Origin of the sequence: Aneurinibacillus sp. XH2 (assembly GCF_001439585.2) — a bacterium.
Lineage (GTDB): Bacteria > Bacillota > Bacilli > Aneurinibacillales > Aneurinibacillaceae > Aneurinibacillus > Aneurinibacillus thermoaerophilus.
In genome coordinates this window covers 831,255-856,570 of sequence record NZ_CP014140.1, presented here as the reverse complement: position 1 = coordinate 856,570, position 25,316 = coordinate 831,255, and the positions used below count along the sequence as shown (strand labels likewise).

Sequence of the window (25,316 nt, the reverse complement as noted above, 5' to 3'; positions counted from 1 at the left end):
GTGCGGAAGCCTTGGAAATTCATGATATATGCCTATTTATTACCGTCCTTTAATATGTCTTGTCGAGTCATGTCTTTAATCTCTTTTTTATCTTTTCCTAATTTAGCTCCTTCTAACGTTATCATAAGATCACCGTTATTATACTTAATTGTACCATTAGTATAAGGTTGGTTCGTTTCTGGATTTATAGGTATAGCATCAAGATATTTTTTACCATTATTTGCATTAGCTTCAGCTAATGTTTTCAAATCCACATCTTTGCTTACTTCCTCAGGATTATCCAAATAATATAATTTTGCTGCATCAAGTACCATAATCGCATTCGCCTTATGCGTCTTTAATTTCTGATTTTCAATAATGTTTCCAATCGCTGGTACGGCAATGGCCGCAATAATACCAAGAATAACAACAACTGCGAGCAATTCAATCAATGTTAAACCGCGTTGCTCTTTCCACACTTTTTTCATTTGATTCAGCATGTGTTTTCCTCTCCCTCTTTTCTTTTACTTAATATGTGAATACATTTCAAACATTGGAACCATAATCGATATGACAATGGTTCCGATGAGTACGGCAAGGACAACAATCATAATCGGTTCAATCAACGCCTTCACTTTGTCCACCGTATTTTCCACTTCGGCCTCGTAAAAGTCCGCGACCTTGTCAAGCATCGTCTCCAGCGCCCCCGTCTCTTCACCGATGGCGATCATCCGCGTAACGAGCGGCGGAAACACCCACGACTCTTTCAGCGGTTCGGACAAAGGCCGTCCCTGCCGCAAACTCTCTTTCGCGTCTGCTAACGCCTTGCCTATGATTTGATTATGCATCACCTCCTCCACGATTGTTAAAGCTTGCAAAATGGGCACCGAACTAGAAAAAAGCGTACTCAACGTACGGCTCATTCGGGCCAGCAACCCCTTCTGGTATAATAAACCAAAAATAGGGACTTTCAACTTGAGATAACTTGTGACTTTCTGCCCATATTCCATTTTTACTAAAATAAGAGAAAAAATGGATAATAAAAGCATGGTAATAGTATAAATGTACCAATAATGCACTAAACTATTGCTTACTGCCAGCACGAACTTCGTAATCGCAGGCAACTCAGCATTCAAGCTTTGAAACATCCCAACAAAAGTAGGAACGACGCTTGTAAGCAAATAAACGGTAACCCCTATCGCCAGCACAAGCAGGACGAGCGGGTATGTCATCGCTGATTTTACTTTTTCCTTCGTATAATGAGACTTCTCATAAAACAGCGCCAAACGCTCCAGAATGACTTCCATATTTCCGGAGGCTTCACCGGCTTTTACCATGCTCAAAAACAATGGCTCAAAAATTTTTGAGTGTTTCGCCGCCGCCTCGGACAATTGAATCCCATTGCGAATATCCGATTTAATGTCTTCTAATGCTTTCCGAAATTGCTTATTTTCCGTTTGGGCAGCCAGCGTATGCAGCGAATCCACCAATCCGACGCCAGCGCGGATGAGGGTCGCAAATTGCCGCAAAAACACGACAAAATCACGATTTTTTACAGGACGGCCAAACGTAATCTCTTTATGCAAAATCGTTTTTTTCTCTTCTTTCACAGCCAGCACAATCAGGCCACGCTTTTTGAGTTCGGCAATGGCCGCACTTTGGGTCGCCGCAGTAATCGTCCCCTTTTTCTTTTTGCCACCACGTTCCCTTGCTTCATAAGCGAACGTTGTCATCTACTCCAGCACCTTTTCATTCATATAGTTCTGTGCCGACTCTTTCATAATAATGCCCCTTGTGATCAAATCTTTAATAGACATCTCCAGCGTATGCATACCAAAATCGCGTCCCGTCTGCATCATGCTGCGAATCTGATGCACTTTTTCCATCCGAATTAAATTGCTGACTGCGGGTGTATTAATCAAAATTTCCGTTGCCGCGATACGTCCGCCGCCAATCTTGGCAAACAGCCTCTGTGAAATTACGCTAAGCAAAACGGAAGACAACTGAATGCGCATCTGCGTCTGCTGGTTGCCAGGAAACACGTCAATAATGCGATCGATCGTCTGCGGTGCGTCCGGTGTATGCAGTGTAGCAAACACCAGGTGCCCGGTTTCAGCTGCGGTGATCGCCGTACTGATCGTTTCCAGATCGCGCATCTCGCCCACCAGAATAACATCCGGGTCTTGACGGAGCGAGGCGCGAAGACCTGTGGCAAAATCAGCAGTATCAAAGCCGATCTCCCGCTGATTAATAATCGAGAGCTTATGCCGGTGTAAATATTCAATAGGGTCTTCCAATGTAATAATATGTTTGCGCATCGTGCGGTTGATATAATCGATCATCGCCGCCAGCGTCGTCGATTTCCCGCTGCCTGTCGGCCCGGTTACAATAATCAGCCCCTGCGGTTTATGACAAAGCTTTTCTAAAACTTTCGGCATGTTTAGCGATTCTAGCGTTGGAATTTGCGTCGGAATGACCCGGAAGACAAGACCGACGCTTTTCCGCTGATGGTACGCATTCACGCGAAACCGGGAAACTCCCGGTAAACCATAAGAAAAGTCAGCTTCTCCCTTTTCCTTAAACCGGGTAAAAAGCTCCTCGCCCATTACCTCTCTAGCGATCGCTTCCGTAGCCGACGGCATTAATGGCTCCATATCAAGTCTGTACAATTCGCCATCCATGCGAAAGATCGGAGCGGATCCGGCAGTAATATGTAAATCGGAGGCTCTTTTTTCAAAGGCGTATCGCAATAACTTCGCAATATCAATTGCGGACATCCCTATCACCCCTTATACCATCTTGCTATTCCCGCGTCGTAATGCGATACAGCTCTTCAAGCGTCGTTAATCCCTGCTTGACTTTCAGCAGCCCGTCATCAAACAGCAAAATCATGCCATGCTGCAACGCGTATTTTTTGTATTCTGACGCCGGCATTTGCCGCACGATCATCCGGCGCAACGTATCATCCATTCGGAAAACTTCATGAATGGCGAGCCGTCCCCGGTACCCGCTGGAATTACAGCTGCCGCAACCTGTTCCACGCCACAGCTGTTCGATGGTTAACCCCCGTCTAGCAAACACCTCTTTTTCATCTTCCCGCGGCGTATAGCTTTGTTTGCAATGCGGACACACCCGGCGTACAAGCCGCTGCGCAAGGATACCATTTATAGAAGAAGCAATAAGAAATGGAGGAATTCCCATATCAACCAAACGGGTAATGCTGCTAACCGCATCATTCGTGTGAAGCGTACTGAGTACAAGATGCCCGGTCAACGCCGCCCTGATAGCAATTTCAGCTGTTTCCGTATCGCGAATCTCACCAACCATAATGATGTCAGGGTCTTGACGAAGAATCGACCGCAAAGCGGAGGCAAACGTCATACCGATACTCGTATTTACTTGTACCTGATTAATTCCTTCCAACTGGTACTCAACCGGATCTTCAACGGTAATAATATTAACCGTATCGTTATTCAAGTGATTAAGCGCCGCATAAAGGGTGGATGATTTTCCGCTGCCCGTCGGTCCGGTTACAAGCAAGATCCCATTTGGGCGGCTGATCAGATCGCGAAAAACAGCCAAATTACGCTTCGTAAGTCCAAGCTTATCCAGTTCAAGCAACGCGGTTGTCGTATCCAACAAACGCATCACAATTTTCTCCCCGTACACCGTCGGAAGCGTGGATACCCGTACATCAATCGCCTTAAGCCCTACGTGCATTTCGATTCTGCCATCCTGAGGCAAGCGGCGCTCCGCAATATTAAGGTTGGACATAATTTTAATTCGCGCAGTCAAAATGCCCATCATATGACGTGGGAGCATGCGCTCCGTCCGCATCACGCCATCAATCCGGTAGCGGATTTTGATCCCCTCCTCCTGAGGATCAATATGGATGTCGCTCGCCCGTAACTGTATCGCCTGTTCAAACATCTGAGTAACGAGTCTGACGATCGGAGAATCTTCGGCCGATAATTCTTCTTCTTCTACCGTCATATGGCCGCTTATATCATCCATCAGCTCTTTTACCGAATCCTGCATGCCATATATTCGGCTGATGGCACGCTGTACCTCTTCTTTTGTGGCAATGACAGGAACAATCATGCAGCCGGTGCTGATCCGCATTTCGTCAATCGCAAAATAGTCGAGCGGATCAACCATAGCCACGGTCAGTTGATCTCCGTCGCGTTTTAAAGGAACGACCTGATAACGCCTTGCGATTTCTTCAGATAATAGGCCTGATAAGGCCGGTTCTAACTTATAACGATAAAGACTCACATGGGGAATACCAAGTTGAAACTCAAGAATTTCGATAAGCTGCTGCTCATTTATGAATCCCTTTTTTAGAAGAACATCGCCTAATTTCATCTTTGTATTTTTCTGTTCTTCTAGCGCCTCTTGCAACTGCGCTTCGGAAATGATCCGCATTTCAATCAAAATATCGCCCAGCCGCTTTTTCTCCAAGTTCCTCCCTCCTGCATTTAATCCAAAATATAAACGTTCCCCTGCTGTTCCGACTGCTCTTTATTCTGACCATTCGGCTTTTCAGTTTTATTCTTTTGCTCGCCTGCTGAAGAACTGGCGGTATCCTGCCTTTCCGCTGTGTTCTTCTTGTCTGCTTGCTCCGTTTCAAGCGCCATTCCCTCATAAACCGGGCCAAATGCTACGATGTTGTGCAACGGCCTATAATAATCATCCGACAATAGCTCAGTCTTTAGGCTTCCATCCTCTTTATAACAGGAAACAAACACTTTAACCCTGAGCCCTGCTTTACCGCGTCGAATGATTTTTTCTGCTCTTGGAGGTAGCGTATTATCGCTGCGAACAATCGTTTCCGGAGCGATCTGCTCCTCTTCTTTTGCCTCAATGGTAACAGGAGGAACCGGCTTGGCTCCAAAAATAGCAATCCTAAGCTGCCGGTTTTTAATTTCTGCATGAATGTAAATCGGTTGCTTCATCCGATTCACAAAGCGCAAATCAAATTCTTTCCCTCTGACAAAAGCATCATATCCTGCCGGAATAAACTCAACCGGGCGCACATTATTGTGTCGTTCGATGATCGGCAGACCGCTCTTGACCGCTGCAATATATAAAGTAGACGCAACTTGCACCGCTCCTCCCGCAACACCGTCTTGCACGTTTTCATCCTTAAGAATGGGAACAGATAAATACCCTTTTCCTTCTGTATAAGGACCTGCTGTTTGGTAAAAAGAGAAGGTTTGATCCGGCAACAGTACGGTTCCATTAATGAGCCGAACAGCCTGCTCCGCATTCAAAAGACGATTAGGTACGGAAGGGGAAATGGTGGTGCTATACTCAGCCAGCATTACTTTAATATCTTTTACAGTTTCTTTTGTTATCTTGGGTATATCTTTTTCTACGACAAGCGGAACGCGCAAATGCCGGCTTTGCCTTTGCAATTCATCATCAATCGCAGAAACCGTCTGCGGCACATCCACTTTATATCCCTCTACTTCCGGGACAATCGTAATTTTTGTTTCGGACACTTTCGCCGTAGCAGGTACGGCCGGTCGGTCTACATTTTTCGCAATCTCCGTGATCATGTCCGTCAATTTTTCCCGATTAAACGTTACGCGCAAAGGCAATTCAGGTGAAGGCGCTGTCCCGCGCCATCGCTTCCACATGCCCCATATGCCTGACCGTTCCTCAGATGCTTTGCGGGCTTCCAAAAGCGAGCCAGGCACATCATACTTGACGTTGATATCCTTTAATAAAACAGGAAAGGATTTTCCGTCTATCGTTACCTGAAGCGATCCCCCTGCCCTTGTTTGCAAGAAGCTATTCAGCTTTGCCTCAGCTTCCGTAAACGTAAGACCGCTAATATCAACTCCCGCGATCGTGATTCCTGGGGAAAATGTTTCCGCCTTCGGCTTACTTTTCCATCCCCCTGATAAATAAAAGGCTCCTCCGCTAAACAAGAGAGCAGGTGTCGCTATCAGCAAAAAAGCAAACAAAAATCGTAAGTTATGTATTCGCTGGAGCATTTCCGCTCCATCCTCCTCCCTCACTCCTTCGCCTCTTTTACTCAGCAAGTTTCAACGTTAATTCAAAAAGCTTGTTTCTGCCAAGCTGCTTTACTTGCTCCATAACTTCGGCTGTAATAACGTCCCCTTTCGCAAGCAGGAGTTTCCCTTGTTCATCATATAAATCTGTTGTCAGCCTCTTGCCTGTTAAATTGGGCAAATTTTTGAAAAGAGGAAGCGGCTGCTCCTTTGCCATCCATTCCTTTTCAAACGGTATTTCTTTCTTGATCGTACCTTCTTCCTGTGTCACAGTGTCCCCTGCCACTTGTTGTTCTTCCTTCACAAATGATTGTTCGTCACTTATTAAGGTTTTTTCTTCCCTTCCAAATGGATGTTCTTCACTGATTAAGGGTTGTTCTTCACCTGCAAACTGTTGCTCATCCAACAGATTGGCGTTGCTTTCTTCTTTCACAACCAGAATTTCTTTTCCAATCGTAATAATAAACGCTGAAGCTAATACGCCCGGTTCATTCCCTTCTTTTTCAACAACATATCCTTCAATCTTTCCGTTCTCCTTATTTACGTAATACTCCGTCACCGTTCCTAAAAGCTGGCCTGCTGTTGTAATGACTTTGCTATCAATAATCTGGATGCCTTTCGCTTTTAATTCGTTGGCCAACGTATCTTCGGATAGGTCGATTACAGACGATTCGTTCTCCGTCATCACGGCGTAATCGCCCAATCCTCCCACATGAGCGAACGGAAGCACCTTGATCCCCAGCGTCCAACGTTCATTATGAACAGTCAAAAAGTCAACAACCCCGGACGCCGGATTCACTAGAAGATTCTTCACCTTTCCAATTTCTTTACCATCCATAATGCTAATAATAGGCATCCCGATTAATTCCTGGCTTCGTTTCATTGGCTTTGCACTCCTTTTCATACGTTTATCTATTTGTTTATCCCAACATGAATGGCAGCAGGGATGAACGTTTAAAACTGATACTTGTTCTCCTCTGTTTCCAGCGAACGAAGCTTCGTTTCAAAGTAATGAATTTGTTGCATAATGTCAGCTTCGTACTTGCTGCGCTGTTCCTCTTCCAGCTCCGCCTTTTCCAGTTCAAGCAACAAACTTTGTAGTTCCTGAATGCTCTGTCCATACAGCCCCATTTCATGCAATACTTTGATGTAATCTTCCATAATCATCAACCTGGCGGCAAAAGGTATCTTGTAAGCCAATGCCTTTTTTAAGCTCTGCAAAGCATTTTCATGCTTTCCTTCTGCCAGCTCCGTATGTGCTGCAAGAAAATGCCGTTCCACTTCTTCCATCTCTTGCGCTTTTTGCTCCACATGTTCCGCCGAAAAAACTGCAAGGACATCATCTGCCAGTTGGCAATCTCCCTCTTCGCCATCATGTTCTTCGTTTCTCTCGGACACCTCTAACGCATCACTTGCTGTTTCTTCCTTATTGGTCTCCTCCAAAGGAAGCTCTAACAAGAAATCATTTTGTTGTTGCTGTTCACTCTCCTCTTCAGCCGCCTCTCTTAAAACAGAATAGTATAGCTCTTCTTCGCGCGAAGCGTCCGGGCGAGCGTCTTCGAGCCCTGTCGGCTCGCTATCCGCCATTTCTGTCTCATTCTCAGCAAAATGGTAAAGAGGATTATCCTCATTCGCTACCTGAAAAGAGTGTGCCTCTTCTTTCCCTGTTTCCTCCATGTTTCGCATATTGTTCATCTCCCTCTCCTCCTTCTTTTCAACTGTAGCCAAATCATTCTCCCCTCCCTTTTCTTTTGCTCTATCTTCTGCTCTATCTTCATCCTGAAATATGGATTCTACCATAAGAGGCGTTTCATCCGTCTCCTTAACACTGTGATGCTCACTAACACTTTCCTCTATCAATGAATCATGCTGCTCTTTTTCTTTGTAAATCTGAAAGAAAAACGAAAGAATCAAAGCGCCTGCTGTCAAAACGAGAAAACCTATCACAAACCCAAACAGGAAAACGATGAAAGGCGCAATCATACCAAGTGCAATCGCACCGTAAAATAAACCTGCCGGTTTTCCCGCGAGATAAACCTTTCTCTTTATGAAAACATAAAACAAAAAAGCAAAAAAAACATAGATAAGATAATATCCCCATACCCAAGATAATTCCATGAAATCACCAAAATGATCGTTTTTTACTATTTACTTCTACAAACTATTATCAATATAGTACAATATTCCAGAGAAGAAAAGTATTTTTATGAACAAATTTACAAATTTATCATAATTTCCATTTGAAACCAGCATATGTTCTTGCTATGCAGAGGGATTCACCAAAATTATCATCGTATATCGGGGGATAAAGAAAGATGGAGCGATTTTCGGATGAGAAAGGAATAACTTTGCTTGAAGTGCTCGCCGCGATTGTCATATTTTCTATTTGTCTATTGCTCTTTAACGTATATTTTGTCAATAGTTTTTCCACCGTTAAAAGACAAGACTCGCAGCTCGTTGCCATGAATATCGCAAGACAGGTGGCAGAACAATGGAAGACGGGAAACGGCTCGCTTGAGCTCGGAACAGACACGCTTCGCTCTACATATAAAGACATCCATGCACACAAGAATGATTGGCTTGATGACAAAGGAATGCCTGTTGAACGCCAGCTATCTACCGTTACACTGAATGGCATTACGTATCAGCCATCCATAACGATTGAACCTTTCGAGGAAAACGATCAGCTTTATATCATTAAAGTTACGATCAAAAAACAAAATGATGACAAGGTATTAGCGACGCTGCACACTGCTATTGCCAATCCGCAGAAAGGAGAATAATCAATGTCTCTGTTTCGCAAGTTTGTCCATCAGAAAATTTTCAATGAACGTGGCGTAACTCTTGTAGAGCTGCTAGTGGCGGTTGGCATTTTTCTTGCTATCATTCTTCCACTGTCCTCCATATATATATCTGGTATTTCACTTTATGACCGTACACGCATTGAAACGGATTTACAAAATGAAACAGATTTTATTCTTTCAAACATTTTAAATACAGTGCAGGATGCTTCTTATTTCGAATTACCTAATGACTCGTTCGATCCAACAAGGCACAACACATTGATCGCTATTTTTAAAAATTCATTGGCTGGTAAAAGCTTGCTTCCGCCTGAAGATGAAGGCAAGAGCCGGGATGGATTGATTACGTATGATTTGAAGCTTGCCTACGATACCGAAACAAAAAAGCAACAATCGATGCTAAAACGAACGTTCTATCAATTCCCACAACTCTCAAGCGGCGATTCACAAAGTAACCCAAACATAACAAACGATTCAAATAACGTCTGGAAAACATTTAAACATGATGAAGGGTATGTTGTCGGCGGATTGTTTACAGTGACCGAACATAATGACAAGCTGACCATTTATCTTGTCGTCGCACCGAAAGGAAAGAGTGGAACGATTCGCAATGGGCAAAAAGCTGAATTTACCGATCTGAATGATGTATTGCATGAATTAAACCGGTTACAAACGGAGCGGAAGTCACTCGCTTCAAGCGATAACGAACCTTTGCATTTCATCCGTTTCGTGAAAACCGAGTTTGCTGTCAACAATATGAAGAATGGGTGAGGCTGTAATGAAAAAAGTTAAGGAGGAACAAGGGGGCGCCCTGTTAACAGTTTTTTTTATTTTAATTTGTTTCGCCATACTTGGTTTATCAATTATGAGCGTTACGCTTCAATCGAGCAAAGTTCGCACATTTACTGACAACGAAATCAAGGGGAAAATGCTGGCGGAAATCGGACTGCTCTATTTTCGGGAAACGCTGGAAAAAGAGCTGGCTCAAGCGCAAAAGGAAGGCGCTTTTGAAAAAAACACAAGCCATCCTGTAAGACAGGCGCTCGAGAACCCGCGTGATGATGATAAGATAATAGAGATCATAAACAAAATAGCTAAGAAAAATGATTTGCTAGATTCTAACAAACCAGAAGAATCTATTAAAAAATATGTATATATCCCGCTACCACAGCAAGAAGAAGGCGGGTTTGCCATCGGATATACCGCTTATGCTGCTATACCGTACAAAGATAAATTCGCCGAACCGAGTCAACCATACTCGCGAAAAATTACTGTCTCTATTATTGGCATTCCGCCGGGGAGCGCTGTTATGCAAAAGGATGGAACGGTTCAACCGAACGGCCAAAAGCTAGAAAACATAACAGCCACGTTTTATATTAATACCGTTCCCGGCCCATTCCATTATGCGATCAGCACGCCGGGAGAGGTACGCTTTTTCGGAGGAAGCAACATTATCGGAAACGTACGGGCGAACAAAGTACTCACTAGCCAGCAATACCGATATAAAAAAGAAAACAATTGGTACAGCGGAGGGGACGAGACAAACAAAACGTACATCGAGGGAAAAGTATTCCTTACCGATCAGGACGATGCAGGTGTCTATGATGTAACCAATTACCCGAAAGAAACGGATTCACCTGAAAAAGAAAACATTCCACCGGTGGATAAAGCGGAACGAAAAACGACCAAAAACGAGCTAAAAGCCAAGCAAATCTTTATGCCACAGGGGGACATTCCTTCTCATATCGTTGATTTGCAAGCTAAGCAGCCTTTTCTGCCCGGTTGGGAGCCGCCTGTCATCGAAATCGTAGAGGATGAGTCTTTGTCTCTATTTCATAATGAGACAGTTGGTGAATATATAAACAGGAAACTAGCAGAACGAAAAGAGGGCGCACCGGAGCCTGATGAAGTGGTAGATGAAACATCATTGTCTTCCGAAGAAGAAGGGGACGGTTTACGCAAAATAGATGAAAAGAAGCTAAAGGAGCGGATGTTCATTGAATCAAGACAGCCTAAGCCCAATGATCCGGAAATCGAGGCTCCTTCCTTAACCGTCCGGCTTACGGGAAAAACCCTTTACGACTATAACGTTTCAGAATTATTCATTGTTCCGCAAAATCCTTCCGAACATAAAGTCACAGTCGAAATGGGAAAAAAAGGGCAATTTTCAGATGAGCCAACAAAAGAAGGGGAACCTTTCACATATAAAGGCACGATTTACATTCAGGGAGATCTGGATATTGTTAATGATATTGATATGACAGGTACGATTTATGTTGACGGCAATGTCACAATTCGTGAAGCGACAAATCAGAAGAAGACAAATCAGGGAACACAAAATTTGGCCATTATCGCTTCCGGAAAAGTTATCCTGACAAACCGTTATGAGGGAAAACCGATAGCAACACCTGACATTGACCTGTCCGCCTTTTTATATTCGGATTTTTCCTTACCTGAAACCGATGCCACAGATAGCAACAAAGCAGAAAAAGGAATGGAAATTTACTCTGTGGAATCGGTAAACCGTATTAAAGGCGGAATCGGAACAAGCGGAGGCTATATTGAATTAAATACAAAACGGGAAGGAGAGGCAGAAGAGCTCGCTTCTCACTTGAGCATTCAATTTAACCGGGGAATTTTTGAACAGGAAACACCTGGATTGCCTGCGGGAGACACTTTCTTTATCGACATATATGACACACAATATAAACAAATTGCAGGAAATGAGCACATCGACATAATGAGCAAAAACGGAGGCAGCCGATAACGGCTGCCTCTTATTGCAGAGTTTCTGTTCCTTTTATCGTTAATTTTCCTGCATCTTTACTCGCTGTAAATTGTTTCAATCCCTCTTCTTTTACCGCATCAATTTTATCGACATTAAAATCTTCGGTAGACTGTAATGTTATGATTAATTTTATTTTCACATCATACGTTGCTGTTTTGCCGTTTGGTGCTTTCAAAAGCTTCGGCACAGCCCACCCCTTATCGCCTTTACTTAGTTCTTTAGGTGGTGTAAATTCCGGTCGCACCGATTGGGTGTTTTTCGTCTTTGTATTTTCCAGGATAATGCTCATATCTACAATTCGCAAATGTACTAATTGGGGCAGTTTCTTTACCTTATACCCTGCTTTCACGCTGGCAGCGCGGTTGTCCTTCGGTGACTTTGCTATCTCCGCTAGCGGCTCTATATAATCTTCAATTTTATTTCCTTCTGGATCTAACACATTTCTTATTTTTCGTTCACCATGTCGTTTGTCTTCAGGTATTTTGCTACCATCCGGGTTGCTGTCATCCTGCACGGTTTTATCTAATGTAACCGCCCAAATGTCCAAATCGGTCTTGACCGGCTGACCGTCTTTTTTATCCAGAACAACGACCATCTGTTTCTTCTCAAAATATCCGTTTTTTGCAGTAAGCTTTTTCCACTTGCCTTTTTCCTTAACATACCATGCCGTTGTCGGAAGGATTGTATCTTTTTGTGGCTGAATCACCACATATGCGTTGTCTCCGATTACATCAGATTTTACTTTAAATAAAGGCGTCAACCGTACATGAACGTTACAGCGCGCTTCTTTGCCACCGTCCTCCGTTCTGGCAACAATTTGCGCGGTTCCAACTCCTTTGGCTGTTACCTTTCCATTTTCATCAACCGTAGCAACCGATTCATCGGTCGAACTCCATATCACCTTTTTATTCGTAGCATTTGACGGTTTTACTTCAGCAGTTAATTGTTCTGTCCAATGCGTTTCCGGAACGGTGTTTGGGTCAGGATCGATATCCATATCCAATTTTGTCTTGTTAAGGACAATGCCGCTAACCGGAATCCGTTGCGGAACGACCGTAATCGTAAACGCCTCTAACGGTTTCGTTACCACATTGCCATTGAACGTTTTATATGACAGAGAAACACCTGTAAAAGAGTACGTTCCTTCTTTTAAAAATTTCAATTTCAGCGCTTTTTTCAATTCGTTCGCATCTATCGCAGGGCCATTCTCTGTATAGGGCACATCTGGGAAACGTATCGTAACATAGCCGGATTCATCAACAACTGCGTCCGTATCCGGCGCAAGCTGTACATCAGAAGAAGGCAGCTTCACTTTCACCTTGACTTCCCCCAGGGAAATCTGCTTAATTTTATTTGTAATTTGGGCGAAAAGGGACTTTAAATTGTCCATCGTTCCTTCGTAAGCAGCGCCGCCAGTAAGAGAAGAAAGCCGTTCTAGATTCTTCATGCGCACATCTCTGCCAAAACCTATCGAATACAATTTAATCGAGTTGTCTGCCAGTTCACGTGCTGCTTCCTCTGCATCCCGCAGCGCTTTTTCAATTTGCCATTCTTCTGTTCCCCCATCTTTTCCCTTTCCGTGTGTCGGAACACCATCGGTTAAAAAGATAATATACTTACGGTTCGTACTATTTGCAAACATAGACTTGGCCATATGTAGGGCAGCCCAGTAATTCGTCCATCCTACAGCATGAACCCATTCCACTCTCTTTTTTACGGTGTCAAAATGAGTAGTTAAATCACTTAGCTTTTCAGCCTCTGTACTAAACGAAACAAGCCCAATTCTATCATCTGCGCTTTTGCTGCCTGAGTGATCGGCCAGCAAATCAATGGCGTGCTTGGTTGCTTCTTTCGCCTTCGCCATCTTGTTTTCATTTCTTACCATAGAACCGGAGCGGTCGAGCACAAATACAATATCGACAGGTTCACGAACCAAATCAGAGGCGGTCGGCTTACCGTACGGCGTAAGTTGAACGTTCACGGCTCCTACAGCCGTCCCATCCTGCGTCTCGATTGTCTGCTGCTTCGGATCTATGGTGCCATTCAGTCCGATGTGTGATTGCTCCTCCGCCGGCCCTACCTCTACAGTAATCGCTGCAGATAGAGTCTTCGTTTGAGCCATCGGTTCAATGTTTTTGGCACATGTAACATTAGGTTTTGTTTTCTTATAATATACGGTTCCCCGCACACAAATTTTTGGAAGACCGCTTACTACAACATCATCCAAAAAATAAGCATCACCTTCGATTGTAAGCTCCGCATTCCCGCTAATCGTAAGATTTTTAAAGAAAAAAGCATCTGCTCCAACAGTAGTAGTAGAGTTATCACTAATTTTCACCGTTTCAAAATAAGAATCTTTCCCGATGTTCACCTTAGGGTTGCCGCTTATAGCGGTGTTTCCTCTAAAATACCCATTATCGTTTACAGTGAAATCAGCATTACCGCTAATTTCTGTCGTTTCTTCCACATACAAGGAAGAATACTGATGCGAACGATTCCCGGATTCTTTTAAATGTTTCTCTTTCTTTACATTCGATGGAGGCTCAGGAAATGAAAGATCCCCTCTACTTCCCTTTTCATAGTATACAGTAATCGTCGCCTTCCCTTCTTGCAGCGCAGTCACTTCAACAGAATTCCCCCTGTCATGACTTAACTGCAAAACGTTCGGATCGGAAACCGACCAGCGCACGGCGTCGGCCTTGCTCGGGTCAACATTGACGGTAAACGTTTCCTTGTGCCCTTTCTGCATTTTCGTTTTATACTGCATGAACGCTACATCGTTATCCGCAATATTTTCTGCACGTACGGAAACATTCCCAATGCTTGTAAAAAAAAGCATAAACATCATACAAAACAACAGTCCCATAGATAATGCTTTTCTCATCTTCTTCCTCCCCTCTCTTGTTATATTTTTACTATATAACAGGGAAAATTTTACCACAATACATATCACTGTCAACTTTGTTTTCCCGTGTATACATTTATATTATCTTTCATATTTATGAAATAATGGAACAACAATGAAGCGCGAAAGTTTGAATAAAAAACGCCTTCTCTTGTCGTAAAGGCAAGAGAAGGCCGGTTTTTCACATTTTAAACCTATCTACATTATCTCTTAATTCTTCAGCGATCGTTGACAACGCAGCGGCCGATGAATAAATCTCTTCCATGGAAGCAAGCTGTTCTTCCATTGCGCTCGAAATGCTGCTCATTTTCTCCATGTTTTGTTCCTGAGAATACTTGGCATTTTTCGTGATTTGCATAACTTCTTCCGCTCCGGCTGAAATTTGCTGCACCGCCGCTGATACTTCCTGAACTTGTGTGGTTACTTCCGTAATGGACTGCAAAATCGAACGAAATGCTTCGTCTGCCTCGCGGACATTTTTCATTCCCTTATGTACGACATCTGTACTATCCGTCATCGACTGAACCGCATATTTCATTTCCTGCTGAATGGTAGCAATGAGCGCTTTGATTTTTTCTGCCGAATTTGATGACTGCTCAGCCAAACTCCGCACTTCATCGGCGACGACCGCAAAACCTTTTCCTTGCTCCCCAGCTCTTGCCGCCTCAATGGCCGCATTTAGCGACAACAAGTTTGTCTGGTTAGCGATTTCCGTAATCACTTCAACAATTTTGCCAATTTGGTTAGAACGTTCACTAAGGCGTTCGATAACTTTGCTCAATTCTCCTACTTTATCGGTAATCATGCTCATATTTTCATTGATCGTTTGCAATGCCTGTTTTCCTTTTTCCGTCCGCTCCAACGCTTCAGAAGAGGCAAGAGAAACCGTTTGGGAATTTCCGGCGATTTGTTGAATCCCCCTCGACATTTCATCAACAGATAAAGAAGCTTTCTCGATGCTCTTCGTCTGCTGTATCGTTTCTTCCGTTATATCTTGCGTCATCGCCGCCACATGTTCGGATGCCTGACTTGATTGCTCTGCGCTTGCAGCTAATTGTTCCGAAGAAGAAGCCAGCAGATGAGATTTCTCGCTAATCGTTTGCAAAACAGAATGCAAAGAATCGATCATATGATTAAAACTGGTTCCCACTACGCTTAGCTCATCCCGGCCCTTGCTTTGAACTTTGGACGTTAAGTCTCCCTCTTTGACTTTTTCGGCGACATTCCTCAAATCTTGCAAAGGCTGAGTAATGGAACGGATGACAATATACGCAAGCAATAAACTAAACACGAAAAACACAAGCACTACTACAAGTGTGGTGTAAAAAATAGGTGCCACTTCCTGCTCGGCTTCCGACTCGGGCATTACACTTGCAATTTTCCAGCCAGTCAAAGGATTGACGGAAAATACGGCGTTCATCTGTTCCTCGCCTTCCATGTATGTAAGTTCCCCTGAATTTTGTTTCATGATCTCTTCATATTGTACACCCGAGACTTTAGACCCATACTTTTCATGCGGATGAACAATCACCTCACCTTGCTCATCCAGAATAAAGGCATAGCCTTCTTTCCCGATTCTTACCTTTTTCACTTCATCTGTTAAATGGTTTAAATTTAAATCAATGCCTACGACTCCCTTGCCGTCCTTCGTTGTTTTAGCAATTGTTACCACTACAGCATCTACGGAAACGGCTTGATAAGGATTTGTAATAATAACTTCCCCTTTATTTTCCATCGCTTGCTTATACCAGGGTCGCTTACGCGGATCATACCCATCCGGCATTTTTACATTAGGCGCATTTACATAAGAGCCATTCTCGTTTCCTACAAATGCATTGATAAGCTCGGAATGAGCAGATTGAAAATCGTTCAATCGTTGTCTTAAACCTTCTGTTCCAACTTCAGCAGAGTTGATGTTTTGTGCCAGAAACTCAATGTTTTTTACCTGTGGATATATGACTCCGTTAACAAACGTATTCAATGTTTTATTGCTCTCTTGGCCACTATATAAAATTTGCTCCATAACCTCTTTCTTCGCTACGTTATACGATACAAATCCTAAACAACTAGTAGAAATAAATACGATTAGTAAAAAAGAAATGATCAACCTCACTTTTACAGAGACATTTCTCATGTATTGAACCCTCTTTCTTTGTTACTTTTTTATGATATGACAGAGAAGATTTTACTAAAAAATTCCCTCTTGTCAACTTTTCTATCCACAGAAAAAGCCTTTTTTCAGCTCGTAAAAGTGAAAAAAGGCTCTTTATCGTTTTTAAGAAATTGTATTTTTTACAAAACGGAAAATATCTATGCTTCTTTTAAATGCTTTACTAGCTGTTCCGCAACTTTCCAAATATCTCCTGCACCCATAGTAAGGACAAGATCGCCTGGCTTCACGGCTTGCTTCAACCGCTCCACTACTTTTTCCTTTGTCGGAATATAAGCGGCGTTTGGGTTGCTGTTCTCCCTAATCCGTTCTACTAACCTTGCAGCACTTACACCTTCAATTTCCGGATCATTTGCTGGAGAATAAATATCAACGATAATGACTTCGTCCGCATCGCCAAACGCTTGGCTGAACGCATCCAGCAGGAAGAATGTGCGTGTATACCGTTGTGGCTGGAATATCGCTATAATGCGACGATTCGTTGAACGGGCCGCTTCCAGCGTTGCCTCAATTTCAGTCGGATGATGTGCATAATCGTCTACTACGAGAATATCGTTAACTTCTCCGATGACTTGGAAACGCCGTTTCGCCCCACGAAACAATATAATCGCTTCCGCAATTTGCTCAAACGTTAATCCGGCCTGCATGCACACCGCTGTCGTCGCTAACGCATTATATACGTTGTGAAGCCCTGGTACTGAGAGTTTCATCCTGCCTAGCAATTTTCCATGATGGAACACATCGAACGAAATCGTACGGTCGCCTGGCTCAATATTGCTTGCAGTATAATCGGCTTCTTTGTTAATCGCGTACGTAACAAACGATACATTTTCCTTCTTTTCCGAAATCATCTCCGTCACATATTGATCGTCAATGCATACAACCGCTGCCCCGTTCTCTTTCACTTGAGAAAGAAATTGACGATACGCTTTTTTTAAATTTTCAAAGTCTCCATCGTAATTTTCAAGATGATCCGGCTCAATATTGGTAACAACCGCAATATACGGGAAGTACTCGAGGAACGTGCCGTCGCTTTCATCCGCTTCCGCCACGACAAACTCGCCTCTGCCCGCTTTCGCGTTGCTTCCTATGTCCATGATTTCACCGCCGATAATATACGTCGGATCGATTTCAGCCTTCTCCATGACCAGTGCAATCATGGACGAGGTTGTTGTCTTTCCGTGCGCACCTGCCACCGCAATGCCTTTTTTCTCATTCAACAACCGCGCCAGCATTTTTGAACGATGAATGAGCGGAATCGCCTGTTCTTTCGCAGCCATTAATTCCACATTCTCCTGCGGAATGTCCGTCGAATAGATAACCAAATCCGCGCCCGTGATATTTTCCGCCTGATGACCGATGAACACACGAGCTCCTTTTTGCTGCAGTTTATCTGTCAGCTCTTTGCGAGCTACATCCGAGCCCGTGACATGACATCCCATATCCAGCATGACACGGGCAATAGCGCTCATTCCATACCCGCCAATGCCAATAAAATGAACATGTTCTCGCTTGTGTTCCTGCTGTTTTTCCACCTGAGTGTCCATCTTATTCATCACCAGCTTTCCTGTTTTCTTTCCACTCGTTTCGTATATCCGAAATAAAATATAAAGATCCGGCCACAAGCAGCACATCCTGCTCATGAACCGTATGTAGTGCCCGTCTCCAGGCTTCCTGCCATTCTGTTATAGCATAAATGGGCAGATCAGGCCCGGCGGTTCGGAACGCGTTAGCGAGCGCCTCCGGTTCAGCTGCTCGCGGATGGTCAGTTTTCGTCACCCACACCTGTTTGCACAGAGGGGCAAGCAGTTCTGCCATCTCTGTGTAATTTTTATCGACGAGCGCGGAAAAAACAAGAGAAACTTTTTGACCCGGATAATAGTCCTGCAACGTTTTTGTAAGCGCTTTTACTCCATCTACATTATGCGCACCATCTAAAATTACATCCGGATTTTCGGCAAGCTTTTCAAAACGGCCGGGCCATTTTGCTTCACGCAAACCGGTTCTAATGTGCTCCTCCTCTACATAGAGAGCAAAATAATTGGAAAGTACCTGCAAGGCCATTACAGCTACAGCGGCGTTATGCATCTGGTGCTCGCCGACCAATCCGAGTTCGCACCTATTATAAATGCCAAACGTGCCGCTAAAATCAAGAATTTCTTTGTCTCCCTTTCGGATTCTCACCGCTTCGTATTCTTTGCCTTCCCGATACAGCGAAGCTTTTCGCTCACGGGCCACGCTTTCGATTACTTCCAGCGCTTCCTCGGACATTTTCCCGGTAATAACCGGGACACCATTTTTGATAATCCCGGCCTTTTCCCGGGCAATAGCGTGAAGATCCCCTCCCAGTATATTCATATGATCAAAACCGACATTAGTGATGATGCAAGCGAGCGGATGGACAATATTTGTCGAATCCAGCCTTCCTCCTAGGCCGGTTTCCCAAACTACGATATCCGGGTACGACACTGTAGCGAAATATAGGAGCGCCAGCGCAGTAACGACTTCAAATTCCGTTGGCGCGCCGCATGCTGCATCTTTCATCTCTTCCACGATCGGGCGAATTCTTTCAATAAGCGCAAGCAGATCTTCCGGCGCAATCGGTTCTCCATTGTGCTGAATTCTCTCGTGGAAAGAAACAACATAAGGCGATACAAAAAGTCCGACTTCATGCCCGGCTTTTCGCAGGATCGATTGTAAAAAAGCAGCAGTCGAACCTTTTCCGTTCGTGCCGGCAATATGAATAAACTTTAAGCGACGCTCGGGATGCCCGAGGCGCTCCATCATATATTCCATCCTCTCAAGGCCAGGCCGGACGGAGAAGCGCTCCAGTCCGGCCAGCCAGGAAAGGGCCTGTTCTAACGACTTAGCAGTCAACGTACCATCACCCTCTGAGCTCTTGGATTCTTGCTTTTACTTTGGCTTGCTTTTCAAGATAGTCCGCTTCTTTCGCCCGCTCTTGTTCGATAATATGGGCCGGCGCTTTTTCTACGAAGCCTTTGTTGGATAGTTTCTTCTGCACGCGTTCCACTTCGGCGTCCAATACCTTCAATTCTTTTTCGAGGCGAGCGATTTCCTGTTCAATATCAATCAAGCCTGCGAGCGGCAGGTACAATTCTGCCCCGCTTACGACGGCTGACATCGCTTTTTCCGGCGCCGGAATATCCGTTCCGATTTTCAGCACATCCGGATTGCAGAAGCGCTCAATATACGCTTTACCATCCTCAAGATAGCTGAGCGTTTCTTCGTCGTTTGCTTTGATAAACAGTTCAATTTTCTTGCTAAGCGGTACATTTACTTCCGCGCGAATATTGCGTACGTTGCGGATGACATCCATCAAAAGTTCCATCTGCTTCACAGACGCCGGATTTTCTAGCTCAGGCTTGTATTCTGGCCAGGAGGCTACAATTAAGCTGTCACCTTTATGCGGCAAATGCTGCCAAATTTCTTCCGTAATAAATGGCATGAACGGATGCAAAAGACGCATCGTTTGATCAAGCACATATGCGAGTACCGAACGCGTCGTTTTCTTCGCCGCTTCGTCATCGCCGTACAGCGGAAGCTTCGCCACTTCGATATACCAATCGCACAATTCATCCCAGATAAAATTGTACAGCACGCGGCCCACTTCACCGTATTCAAAACTATCAAGCAAACGGGTCGTATCTTTAATCGTTTCATTCAAACGGTGCAGAATCCATTTATCTGCTATCCCAAGATTCCGGGTCACATCAATATCTTCATACGTAAAGCCTTCCATGTTCATCAACGCAAAGCGGGACGCATTCCAAATCTTATTCGCGAAGTTTCGCGCCGCTTCCACACGTTCCCATCGGAAGCGCTGATCATTCCCCGGTGTGCAACCTGTCGCCAGCATAAAGCGCATCGCGTCCGCGCCGTACTTGTCGATAACTTCCATCGGGTCAACCCCGTTGCCAAGCGACTTAGACATCTTCCGCCCTTCTGCGTCGCGCACAAGACCGGTGATTAATACATACTTAAACGGATTTTTATCCGTAAATTCAAGCGCGGTGAAAATCATACGTGCAACCCAGAAATAAATAATATCATAACCGGTTACAAGTACATCGTTCGGATAGAAATGCTTCATGTCTTCCGTTTCATCCGGCCAACCAAGCGTCGAGAACGGCCACAGCGCCGAGCTAAACCATGTATCCAGCACATCCGGATCTTGTTTAATGTTTTGACTGCCGCACTTCGGACACTTGTGAATATCTTCGCGCGATACCGTCATTTCGCCGCAATCATCACAATACCAGGCCGGAATGCGGTGTCCCCACCACAACTGGCGGGAAATACACCAGTCACGCACGTTTTCGATCCAGTGCAAATAAATTTTTTCGAAGCGTTCTGGCACGAATGTTACGCCCTCTTTTACCTTTTGTGCCTCGATGGCGCGCTCCGCCAGCGGCCTCATTTTCACAAACCATTGTGTAGACAAATACGGCTCGATAACTGCGCCGCTGCGCTCACTGTGCCCCACAGAGTGGGTGTGTTCTTCAATTTTGAACAGTACGCCCTGTTCTTGCAGGTCACGCACGATATTTTTGCGGCATTCAAAACGGTCCTGTCCCTGATAAGCTCCCGCGTTTTCATTCATTTTGCCCGCTTCGTCCATGACAAGGATTTGCGGCAGGTTATGACGCTGTCCGATTTCAAAGTCATTCGGATCGTGAGCCGGCGTAATTTTCACGGCACCGCTTCCAAATTCGCGGTCCACATAGTCGTCCGCTACAATCGGAATTTCTCGTCCAACGATAGGAAGAATAACCGTCTTGCCGATTAGATGCTTATAGCGCTCATCTTCCGGATGTACAGCGACTGCGGTGTCGCCAAGCATCGTTTCCGGGCGAGTCGTTGCTACCTCGATATAACCTGTGCCATCTTTAAGCGGATAGCGCATATGATAGAGCGCGCCCTGCACATCCTTGTACTCCACTTCAATATCGGAAAGTGCTGTACGGGTCATCGGATCCCAGTTAATAATATATTTACCGCGATAGATAAGGCCCTTTTCATACAAGCGTACAAACACTTCGCGCACCGCGCGGGAAAGCCCTTCGTCAAGCGTAAAGCGCTCGCGGCTGTAGTCGAGGGAAAGTCCCATTTTTGTCCACTGTTCCCGAATCACATTCGCATAGTGTTCTTTCCATTCCCACACTTTTTCCACAAACTTTTCGCGGCCCAATTCATGACGTGTTACACCTTCTTCGCGCAGTTTGCCTTCCACGCGTGCCTGCGTCGCGATACCGGCGTGGTCCATGCCAGGCAACCAGAGCGCATTATAGCCCTGCATTCTTTTAAAACGAATCATAATATCCTGTAACGTATTGTTCAGCGCGTGGCCGATATGCAGATTCCCGGTTACGTTCGGCGGCGGAATCACAATCGTGAACGGCTGTTTCTTCGGATTGCACTCCGCTTTAAAATAGCCATTGTCGCGCCAGAACGGATACCATTTCGCTTCCGTCTGTTTCGGTTCATATTTCGTCGGCATTTCAGTTTGATTGTGCTGATTCGACATACGTAATACCTCCATCAAAAATTCCAAATAAATAGTATAGAAAGCTTACCTAAAATCTTCTGCTACATGAAAAAAAACTCCCTGCCCAGCCAAAGGACGAAGGAGTTTGTTCGCGGTACCACCTTTGTTAGCCTGCACGTGCTTTTTACATGCCGGCTCGCTTTCTCATGATAACGGGATATCCCGGTCTACCCTACTTATCTGTTCAGGCAGACAGCTCCAAGGCTACCTTCTATTAGTACTTCCATGCAGACCTTCCACCGCTGGCCCACTCTCTGGTATGGCATCCTAATATACTCTTCCTCTTCATCGCTGATTCTATCGCTATAAACTTATTATTCATTGTACCCAGTTTGTGAGAAAATAGTCAATACGAAGCTGTCACCGTCTTTTTTTCGTGCTTGTTGCCTTTTTTACATGAAGCCGTTTTTTGTTGACAAGGAAAGCAAAATGACAGAGCTTCTGCTATTCATTTCATATAGAGATTTTTAATCGTCCTTGCTCTAATTGGATAATACGACCGGCTTCAGCAGCTAATTTCATATCGTGTGTCACCATAATGACCGTTCTGCCCTGAGCGTTCCATTCTTTGAAAAGTTCGATGATGATAATAGCATTATATTCATCAACCGCCCCTGTTGGTTCATCCGCAAAAATCACGTCAGGCTTATTTATGAGCGCGCGGGCAAGTGCAACCCTTCGTTGTTCGCCCCCGCTCAATTGATAAGGTAAATTGTCCAGCTTATCGTCCAGCCCTACCCGTGCAAGCAAATTCCGTCCCCATTCTTCATCGCTTTTTTTGTATGTGCGGCACAATGTTTTCGGCAGAAGTACATTTTCCAGCGTATTCAATGTCGGGATAAGGCTTGGAAACTGAAACACAAAGCCACATTGTTCTGCCCGGATGCGCGTCCGTTCCTTGTCGCTCAAACCGGTAACGTCTTTGCCATCGAAACGCACCGTCCCTTCTGTCGGACGCTCCAGAAGTCCTGCTATCGCAAGAAACGTCGATTTCCCGCTACCGGAAGGTCCGACAACCGCGACAAATTCGCCGGCATGAATCGTTTCGCTTATGCCCTTAAGGGCATGAACTTTCCGCTCGCGCCCGATGCGGTATGTTTTATGAATATTCTCAAGCGAAATCATTATTGCTCCCCCTCCCGAATCGCTTCATATGGCTGTAGCTTTAACGTAGAGCGCACGGGGAAGAACGCAGCCAGCACCGCAATCAGCGCCGTTGCCGCCGTTGTGCCCGCGCCGATAAAAAAGCCGGTCACCCAATCAGGAAACAGCATCGGTAACTGTAACAGTTGCAAAAGTAAAATCCGATTATCGTACAAAGCCGCGCCAGCCAGTAAAGAGCCAATGGCCGCTCCGATCACGGAGGCAAAACCTGCTTCCATCAACAGTAAGCGGAACGTAACAGCGCGGGAAGCACCCATGGCACGCAGCATGCCGATTTCTTTCCGACGCTCGCTAATAAGCGCGGTAAACATGGTCATTACTTGCAGTGCGCTCATAATAAGCACAAGACCAATCATCATATAGCTCATCATTTTCACGGGAAAAATCTGTTTGTTTACCGTTTCTTGCAATCCGCTCCCTTTAACCACATCAACTTCCAAGTTCATCCGCTCAATTTGACGCTTTACAAATTCCTCCATTCCTGGTTTTGTTTTTACAAGGATAATAGAAATAGAGTTTTCCGGAAAATCAAGCTTGCTGTCTTTATGATTTAGTTCGCGCGCCGCATCCAGCGTAATAAACAGCGTCCTGTCCGTTCCCATACCCGTAGGGAAAATCATGTTTTTTAATATAAAATCCTTACCAAAAAGCGTAATCCATTCCTGCATGTATTCATTGTCAAAGTGGTAAATGTAATTTTTGCCGCCCGCCTCCGCGCCTGCAATTAGATCATATTTCCCTACTTTTTTGTCTGCGGCTGTCCAATTTTTCAGCGTAAAATCAGTTTCTGGGTCATAGGCGACTACCGGAAAATTCCCTGCCGTCTGACAGCATACCGTCGAAACGGTTTCCAGATAAAGCTGAGGAGAAGCAATTTCCACTTCGCTGATGGTACGCACTTTATCAAGTATGCTTTCCGGCATATAAAATTTGGTCGGTGTTCCGGAAATAATCATATCGCCTGCCTGACCGCCGAACCCCTTGGGCACGACCATTAAGCTGGCGCCCAAGCGGCTGGAACTCGCTTCGATGCTTCGCTCCATAGAAAGAACAAAAAAATAGCTTGCAAACAAAATAAAAGCGGTAATGGCAGCGCTTCCCGAAAGCAGTACGGTGCGCGATATTTTTCGCTTAAGACTACGCCAGGCTACCGTGGAAAGTTTCTTCATTGCTGTTCGCACCTCTTATATGCATCACATTCGGCGCTCGATATTCATGCGGTAATACGACCCGCTTTGAACCGCCGTTATCAAGCCAAACGTATAATATGAAATTCACTCAAATTGTTATGTTAATCGCGCGACGATAGGATTTTAACCATCATGAAGAGCAGACCTCCAATGACCGTAAACCAGAGAATATAGTAAACAATCTGTACGCTGTTCAGCATGCTTGCCCACCACTCTTTTTCATATTTTCCATTTATTATATCACTGAGATTATGAAAAACAAAAAAGACCAGAAAAAGGCCTATCTGGTCTTTTTTCATTTATTTCAACGTTTTCAGGAATTCAACCATGGAATCCTTCTGCTCTTCCGTCCAGGAAGCTCCCAACGCTGGCATACTGCCCCGTCCTTTGGTTAGAACATCCTTCACGCCTTCAGGCTTTAGCTTATCTACTATGCCATAAAGAGACGGCCCCATGCCGCCTTTCAGATCGGCACCATGACAAGCTACACACTGTCCGGAAAGTCCTTTTCCTTTTTCCACGCTTACGCCCTGTGCCGCTTCTCCACCGGCCGGACGTTCATCAATCCCTTTGGCGGTCAGCGCATACCCGACAGCCCAAACGGCTAACACGGCATACGTAATAATTAGGAAACGAGGTACTTTTCCGTGTCCTTGCTTCATTCCCATGACTTCATCATAATGCTCTTCGTGCTGTTCATGATTTTTGTGCTTATCAGACATATTATCGCCTC

At 44.8% G+C, this 25,316-nt stretch carries 18 protein-coding genes and 1 other annotated feature; of the genes, 3 read left to right on the top strand and 15 right to left on the bottom strand.

The features are described from left to right. Positions 1 to 32: 32 nt before the first annotated feature. The 7 genes from ACH33_RS04120 to ACH33_RS04090 all read right to left on the bottom strand — a co-directional run bounded on the left by ACH33_RS04120 (position 33) and on the right by ACH33_RS04090 (position 8,117). Complete coding sequence (locus ACH33_RS04120) at positions 33 to 479, bottom strand: type II secretion system protein (RefSeq protein ID WP_057897884.1); 447 nt, start codon at positions 477 to 479, stop codon at positions 33 to 35. A 24-nt stretch (positions 480 to 503) separates the two neighbouring features. Next, positions 504 to 1,712, bottom strand: coding sequence for a type II secretion system F family protein (locus tag ACH33_RS04115; protein ID WP_057897883.1), 1,209 nt, complete (start codon positions 1,710 to 1,712; stop codon positions 504 to 506). Continuing rightward, positions 1,713 to 2,756, bottom strand: coding sequence for a type IV pilus twitching motility protein PilT (locus ACH33_RS04110; protein WP_057897882.1), 1,044 nt, complete (start codon positions 2,754 to 2,756; stop codon positions 1,713 to 1,715). It lies immediately after the preceding gene. A gap of 25 nt (positions 2,757 to 2,781) precedes the next feature. Continuing rightward, positions 2,782 to 4,404 (bottom strand): type II secretion system ATPase GspE, encoded by a 1,623-nt coding sequence (gspE, locus tag ACH33_RS04105; RefSeq protein ID WP_057900237.1) that lies wholly within the window; start codon positions 4,402 to 4,404, stop codon positions 2,782 to 2,784. A gap of 53 nt (positions 4,405 to 4,457) precedes the next feature. Further along, positions 4,458 to 5,981 (bottom strand): VanW family protein, encoded by a 1,524-nt coding sequence (locus ACH33_RS04100; RefSeq protein WP_139184946.1) that lies wholly within the window; start codon positions 5,979 to 5,981, stop codon positions 4,458 to 4,460. A gap of 37 nt (positions 5,982 to 6,018) precedes the next feature. Continuing rightward, positions 6,019 to 6,882, bottom strand: coding sequence for a PRC-barrel domain-containing protein (locus ACH33_RS04095; RefSeq protein ID WP_057897880.1), 864 nt, complete (start codon positions 6,880 to 6,882; stop codon positions 6,019 to 6,021). Positions 6,883 to 6,953: 71 nt separating this feature from the next. After that, a complete protein-coding gene (locus ACH33_RS04090) occupies positions 6,954 to 8,117 on the bottom strand; it encodes a Yip1 family protein (RefSeq protein WP_057897879.1) in 1,164 nt (387 codons plus the stop codon). Positions 8,118 to 8,314: 197 nt separating this feature from the next. Between ACH33_RS04090 and ACH33_RS04085 the strand changes: the two genes are divergently transcribed. The 3 genes from ACH33_RS04085 to ACH33_RS04075 are packed head-to-tail and all read left to right on the top strand — an operon-like array spanning position 8,315 to position 11,567. Further along, positions 8,315 to 8,782, top strand: coding sequence for a type IV pilus modification PilV family protein (locus ACH33_RS04085; RefSeq protein ID WP_057897878.1), 468 nt, complete (start codon positions 8,315 to 8,317; stop codon positions 8,780 to 8,782). A gap of 3 nt (positions 8,783 to 8,785) precedes the next feature. Continuing rightward, positions 8,786 to 9,571, top strand: coding sequence for a PilW family protein (locus tag ACH33_RS04080; RefSeq protein ID WP_057897877.1), 786 nt, complete (start codon positions 8,786 to 8,788; stop codon positions 9,569 to 9,571). Positions 9,572 to 9,578: 7 nt separating this feature from the next. Next, entirely contained in the window at positions 9,579 to 11,567 is a 1,989-nt protein-coding gene (locus tag ACH33_RS04075; protein ID WP_057897876.1) for a hypothetical protein, read from the top strand. A 10-nt stretch (positions 11,568 to 11,577) separates the two neighbouring features. On the opposite strand, the gene ACH33_RS04070 is transcribed toward ACH33_RS04075, so the two are convergent. The 8 genes from ACH33_RS04070 to ACH33_RS04030 all read right to left on the bottom strand — a co-directional run bounded on the left by ACH33_RS04070 (position 11,578) and on the right by ACH33_RS04030 (position 25,305). Then, positions 11,578 to 14,472 carry an Ig-like domain-containing protein gene (locus tag ACH33_RS04070; protein WP_057897875.1) on the bottom strand — a complete coding sequence of 965 codons (2,895 nt, stop codon included), beginning with the start codon at positions 14,470 to 14,472 and terminating at the stop codon, positions 11,578 to 11,580. Between the two features lie 202 nt (positions 14,473 to 14,674). Beyond that, positions 14,675 to 16,627 (bottom strand): methyl-accepting chemotaxis protein, encoded by a 1,953-nt coding sequence (locus ACH33_RS04065; protein WP_057897874.1) that lies wholly within the window; start codon positions 16,625 to 16,627, stop codon positions 14,675 to 14,677. A 176-nt stretch (positions 16,628 to 16,803) separates the two neighbouring features. Further along, a complete protein-coding gene (murC, locus tag ACH33_RS04060) occupies positions 16,804 to 18,219 on the bottom strand; it encodes a UDP-N-acetylmuramate--L-alanine ligase (RefSeq protein WP_236781961.1) in 1,416 nt (471 codons plus the stop codon). Continuing rightward, positions 18,212 to 19,540 carry a bifunctional folylpolyglutamate synthase/dihydrofolate synthase gene (locus ACH33_RS04055; RefSeq protein WP_082705883.1) on the bottom strand — a complete coding sequence of 443 codons (1,329 nt, stop codon included), beginning with the start codon at positions 19,538 to 19,540 and terminating at the stop codon, positions 18,212 to 18,214. Before ACH33_RS04055 ends, murC begins: the two co-directional genes overlap by 8 nt. 7 nt (positions 19,541 to 19,547) lie before the next feature. Continuing rightward, positions 19,548 to 22,208: a valine--tRNA ligase gene (locus ACH33_RS04050; RefSeq protein ID WP_057897872.1), complete on the bottom strand. Its 2,661-nt coding sequence runs from the start codon at positions 22,206 to 22,208 to the stop codon at positions 19,548 to 19,550. Positions 22,209 to 22,297: 89 nt separating this feature from the next. Beyond that, positions 22,298 to 22,527, bottom strand: a binding site (T-box leader). A gap of 155 nt (positions 22,528 to 22,682) precedes the next feature. Beyond that, positions 22,683 to 23,354 (bottom strand): ABC transporter ATP-binding protein, encoded by a 672-nt coding sequence (locus ACH33_RS04045; RefSeq protein WP_057897871.1) that lies wholly within the window; start codon positions 23,352 to 23,354, stop codon positions 22,683 to 22,685. Further along, positions 23,354 to 24,562: an ABC transporter permease gene (locus tag ACH33_RS04040; RefSeq protein WP_057897870.1), complete on the bottom strand. Its 1,209-nt coding sequence runs from the start codon at positions 24,560 to 24,562 to the stop codon at positions 23,354 to 23,356. The genes ACH33_RS04045 and ACH33_RS04040 overlap by 1 nt, the downstream gene beginning before the upstream one ends. A gap of 320 nt (positions 24,563 to 24,882) precedes the next feature. Then, positions 24,883 to 25,305, bottom strand: a complete 423-nt coding sequence (locus tag ACH33_RS04030) for a c-type cytochrome (protein WP_057897868.1) — start codon at positions 25,303 to 25,305, stop codon at positions 24,883 to 24,885. Positions 25,306 to 25,316 lie beyond the last annotated feature (11 nt).

Bases quoted from the DNA above. Each gene is read 5' to 3' on its own strand.
- ACH33_RS04120 (WP_057897884.1), bottom strand. From the start codon at position 479: ATGCTGAATCAAATGAAAAAAGTGTGGAAAGAGCAACGCGGTTTAACA.
- ACH33_RS04115 (WP_057897883.1), bottom strand. From the start codon at position 1,712: ATGACAACGTTCGCTTATGAAGCAAGGGAACGTGGTGGCAAAAAGAAA.
- ACH33_RS04110 (WP_057897882.1), bottom strand. From the start codon at position 2,756: ATGTCCGCAATTGATATTGCGAAGTTATTGCGATACGCCTTTGAAAAA.
- gspE (WP_057900237.1), bottom strand. From the start codon at position 4,404: ATGCGGATCATTTCCGAAGCGCAGTTGCAAGAGGCGCTAGAAGAACAG.
- ACH33_RS04100 (WP_139184946.1), bottom strand. From the start codon at position 5,981: ATGCTCCAGCGAATACATAACTTACGATTTTTGTTTGCTTTTTTGCTG.
- ACH33_RS04095 (WP_057897880.1), bottom strand. From the start codon at position 6,882: ATGAAACGAAGCCAGGAATTAATCGGGATGCCTATTATTAGCATTATG.
- ACH33_RS04090 (WP_057897879.1), bottom strand. From the start codon at position 8,117: ATGGAATTATCTTGGGTATGGGGATATTATCTTATCTATGTTTTTTTT.
- ACH33_RS04085 (WP_057897878.1), top strand. From the start codon at position 8,315: ATGGAGCGATTTTCGGATGAGAAAGGAATAACTTTGCTTGAAGTGCTC.
- ACH33_RS04080 (WP_057897877.1), top strand. From the start codon at position 8,786: ATGTCTCTGTTTCGCAAGTTTGTCCATCAGAAAATTTTCAATGAACGT.
- ACH33_RS04075 (WP_057897876.1), top strand. From the start codon at position 9,579: ATGAAAAAAGTTAAGGAGGAACAAGGGGGCGCCCTGTTAACAGTTTTT.
- ACH33_RS04070 (WP_057897875.1), bottom strand. From the start codon at position 14,472: ATGAGAAAAGCATTATCTATGGGACTGTTGTTTTGTATGATGTTTATG.
- ACH33_RS04065 (WP_057897874.1), bottom strand. From the start codon at position 16,627: ATGAGAAATGTCTCTGTAAAAGTGAGGTTGATCATTTCTTTTTTACTA.
- murC (WP_236781961.1), bottom strand. From the start codon at position 18,219: ATGAATAAGATGGACACTCAGGTGGAAAAACAGCAGGAACACAAGCGA.
- ACH33_RS04050 (WP_057897872.1), bottom strand. From the start codon at position 22,208: ATGTCGAATCAGCACAATCAAACTGAAATGCCGACGAAATATGAACCG.
- ACH33_RS04045 (WP_057897871.1), bottom strand. From the start codon at position 23,354: ATGATTTCGCTTGAGAATATTCATAAAACATACCGCATCGGGCGCGAG.
- ACH33_RS04040 (WP_057897870.1), bottom strand. From the start codon at position 24,562: ATGAAGAAACTTTCCACGGTAGCCTGGCGTAGTCTTAAGCGAAAAATA.
- ACH33_RS04030 (WP_057897868.1), bottom strand. From the start codon at position 25,305: ATGTCTGATAAGCACAAAAATCATGAACAGCACGAAGAGCATTATGAT.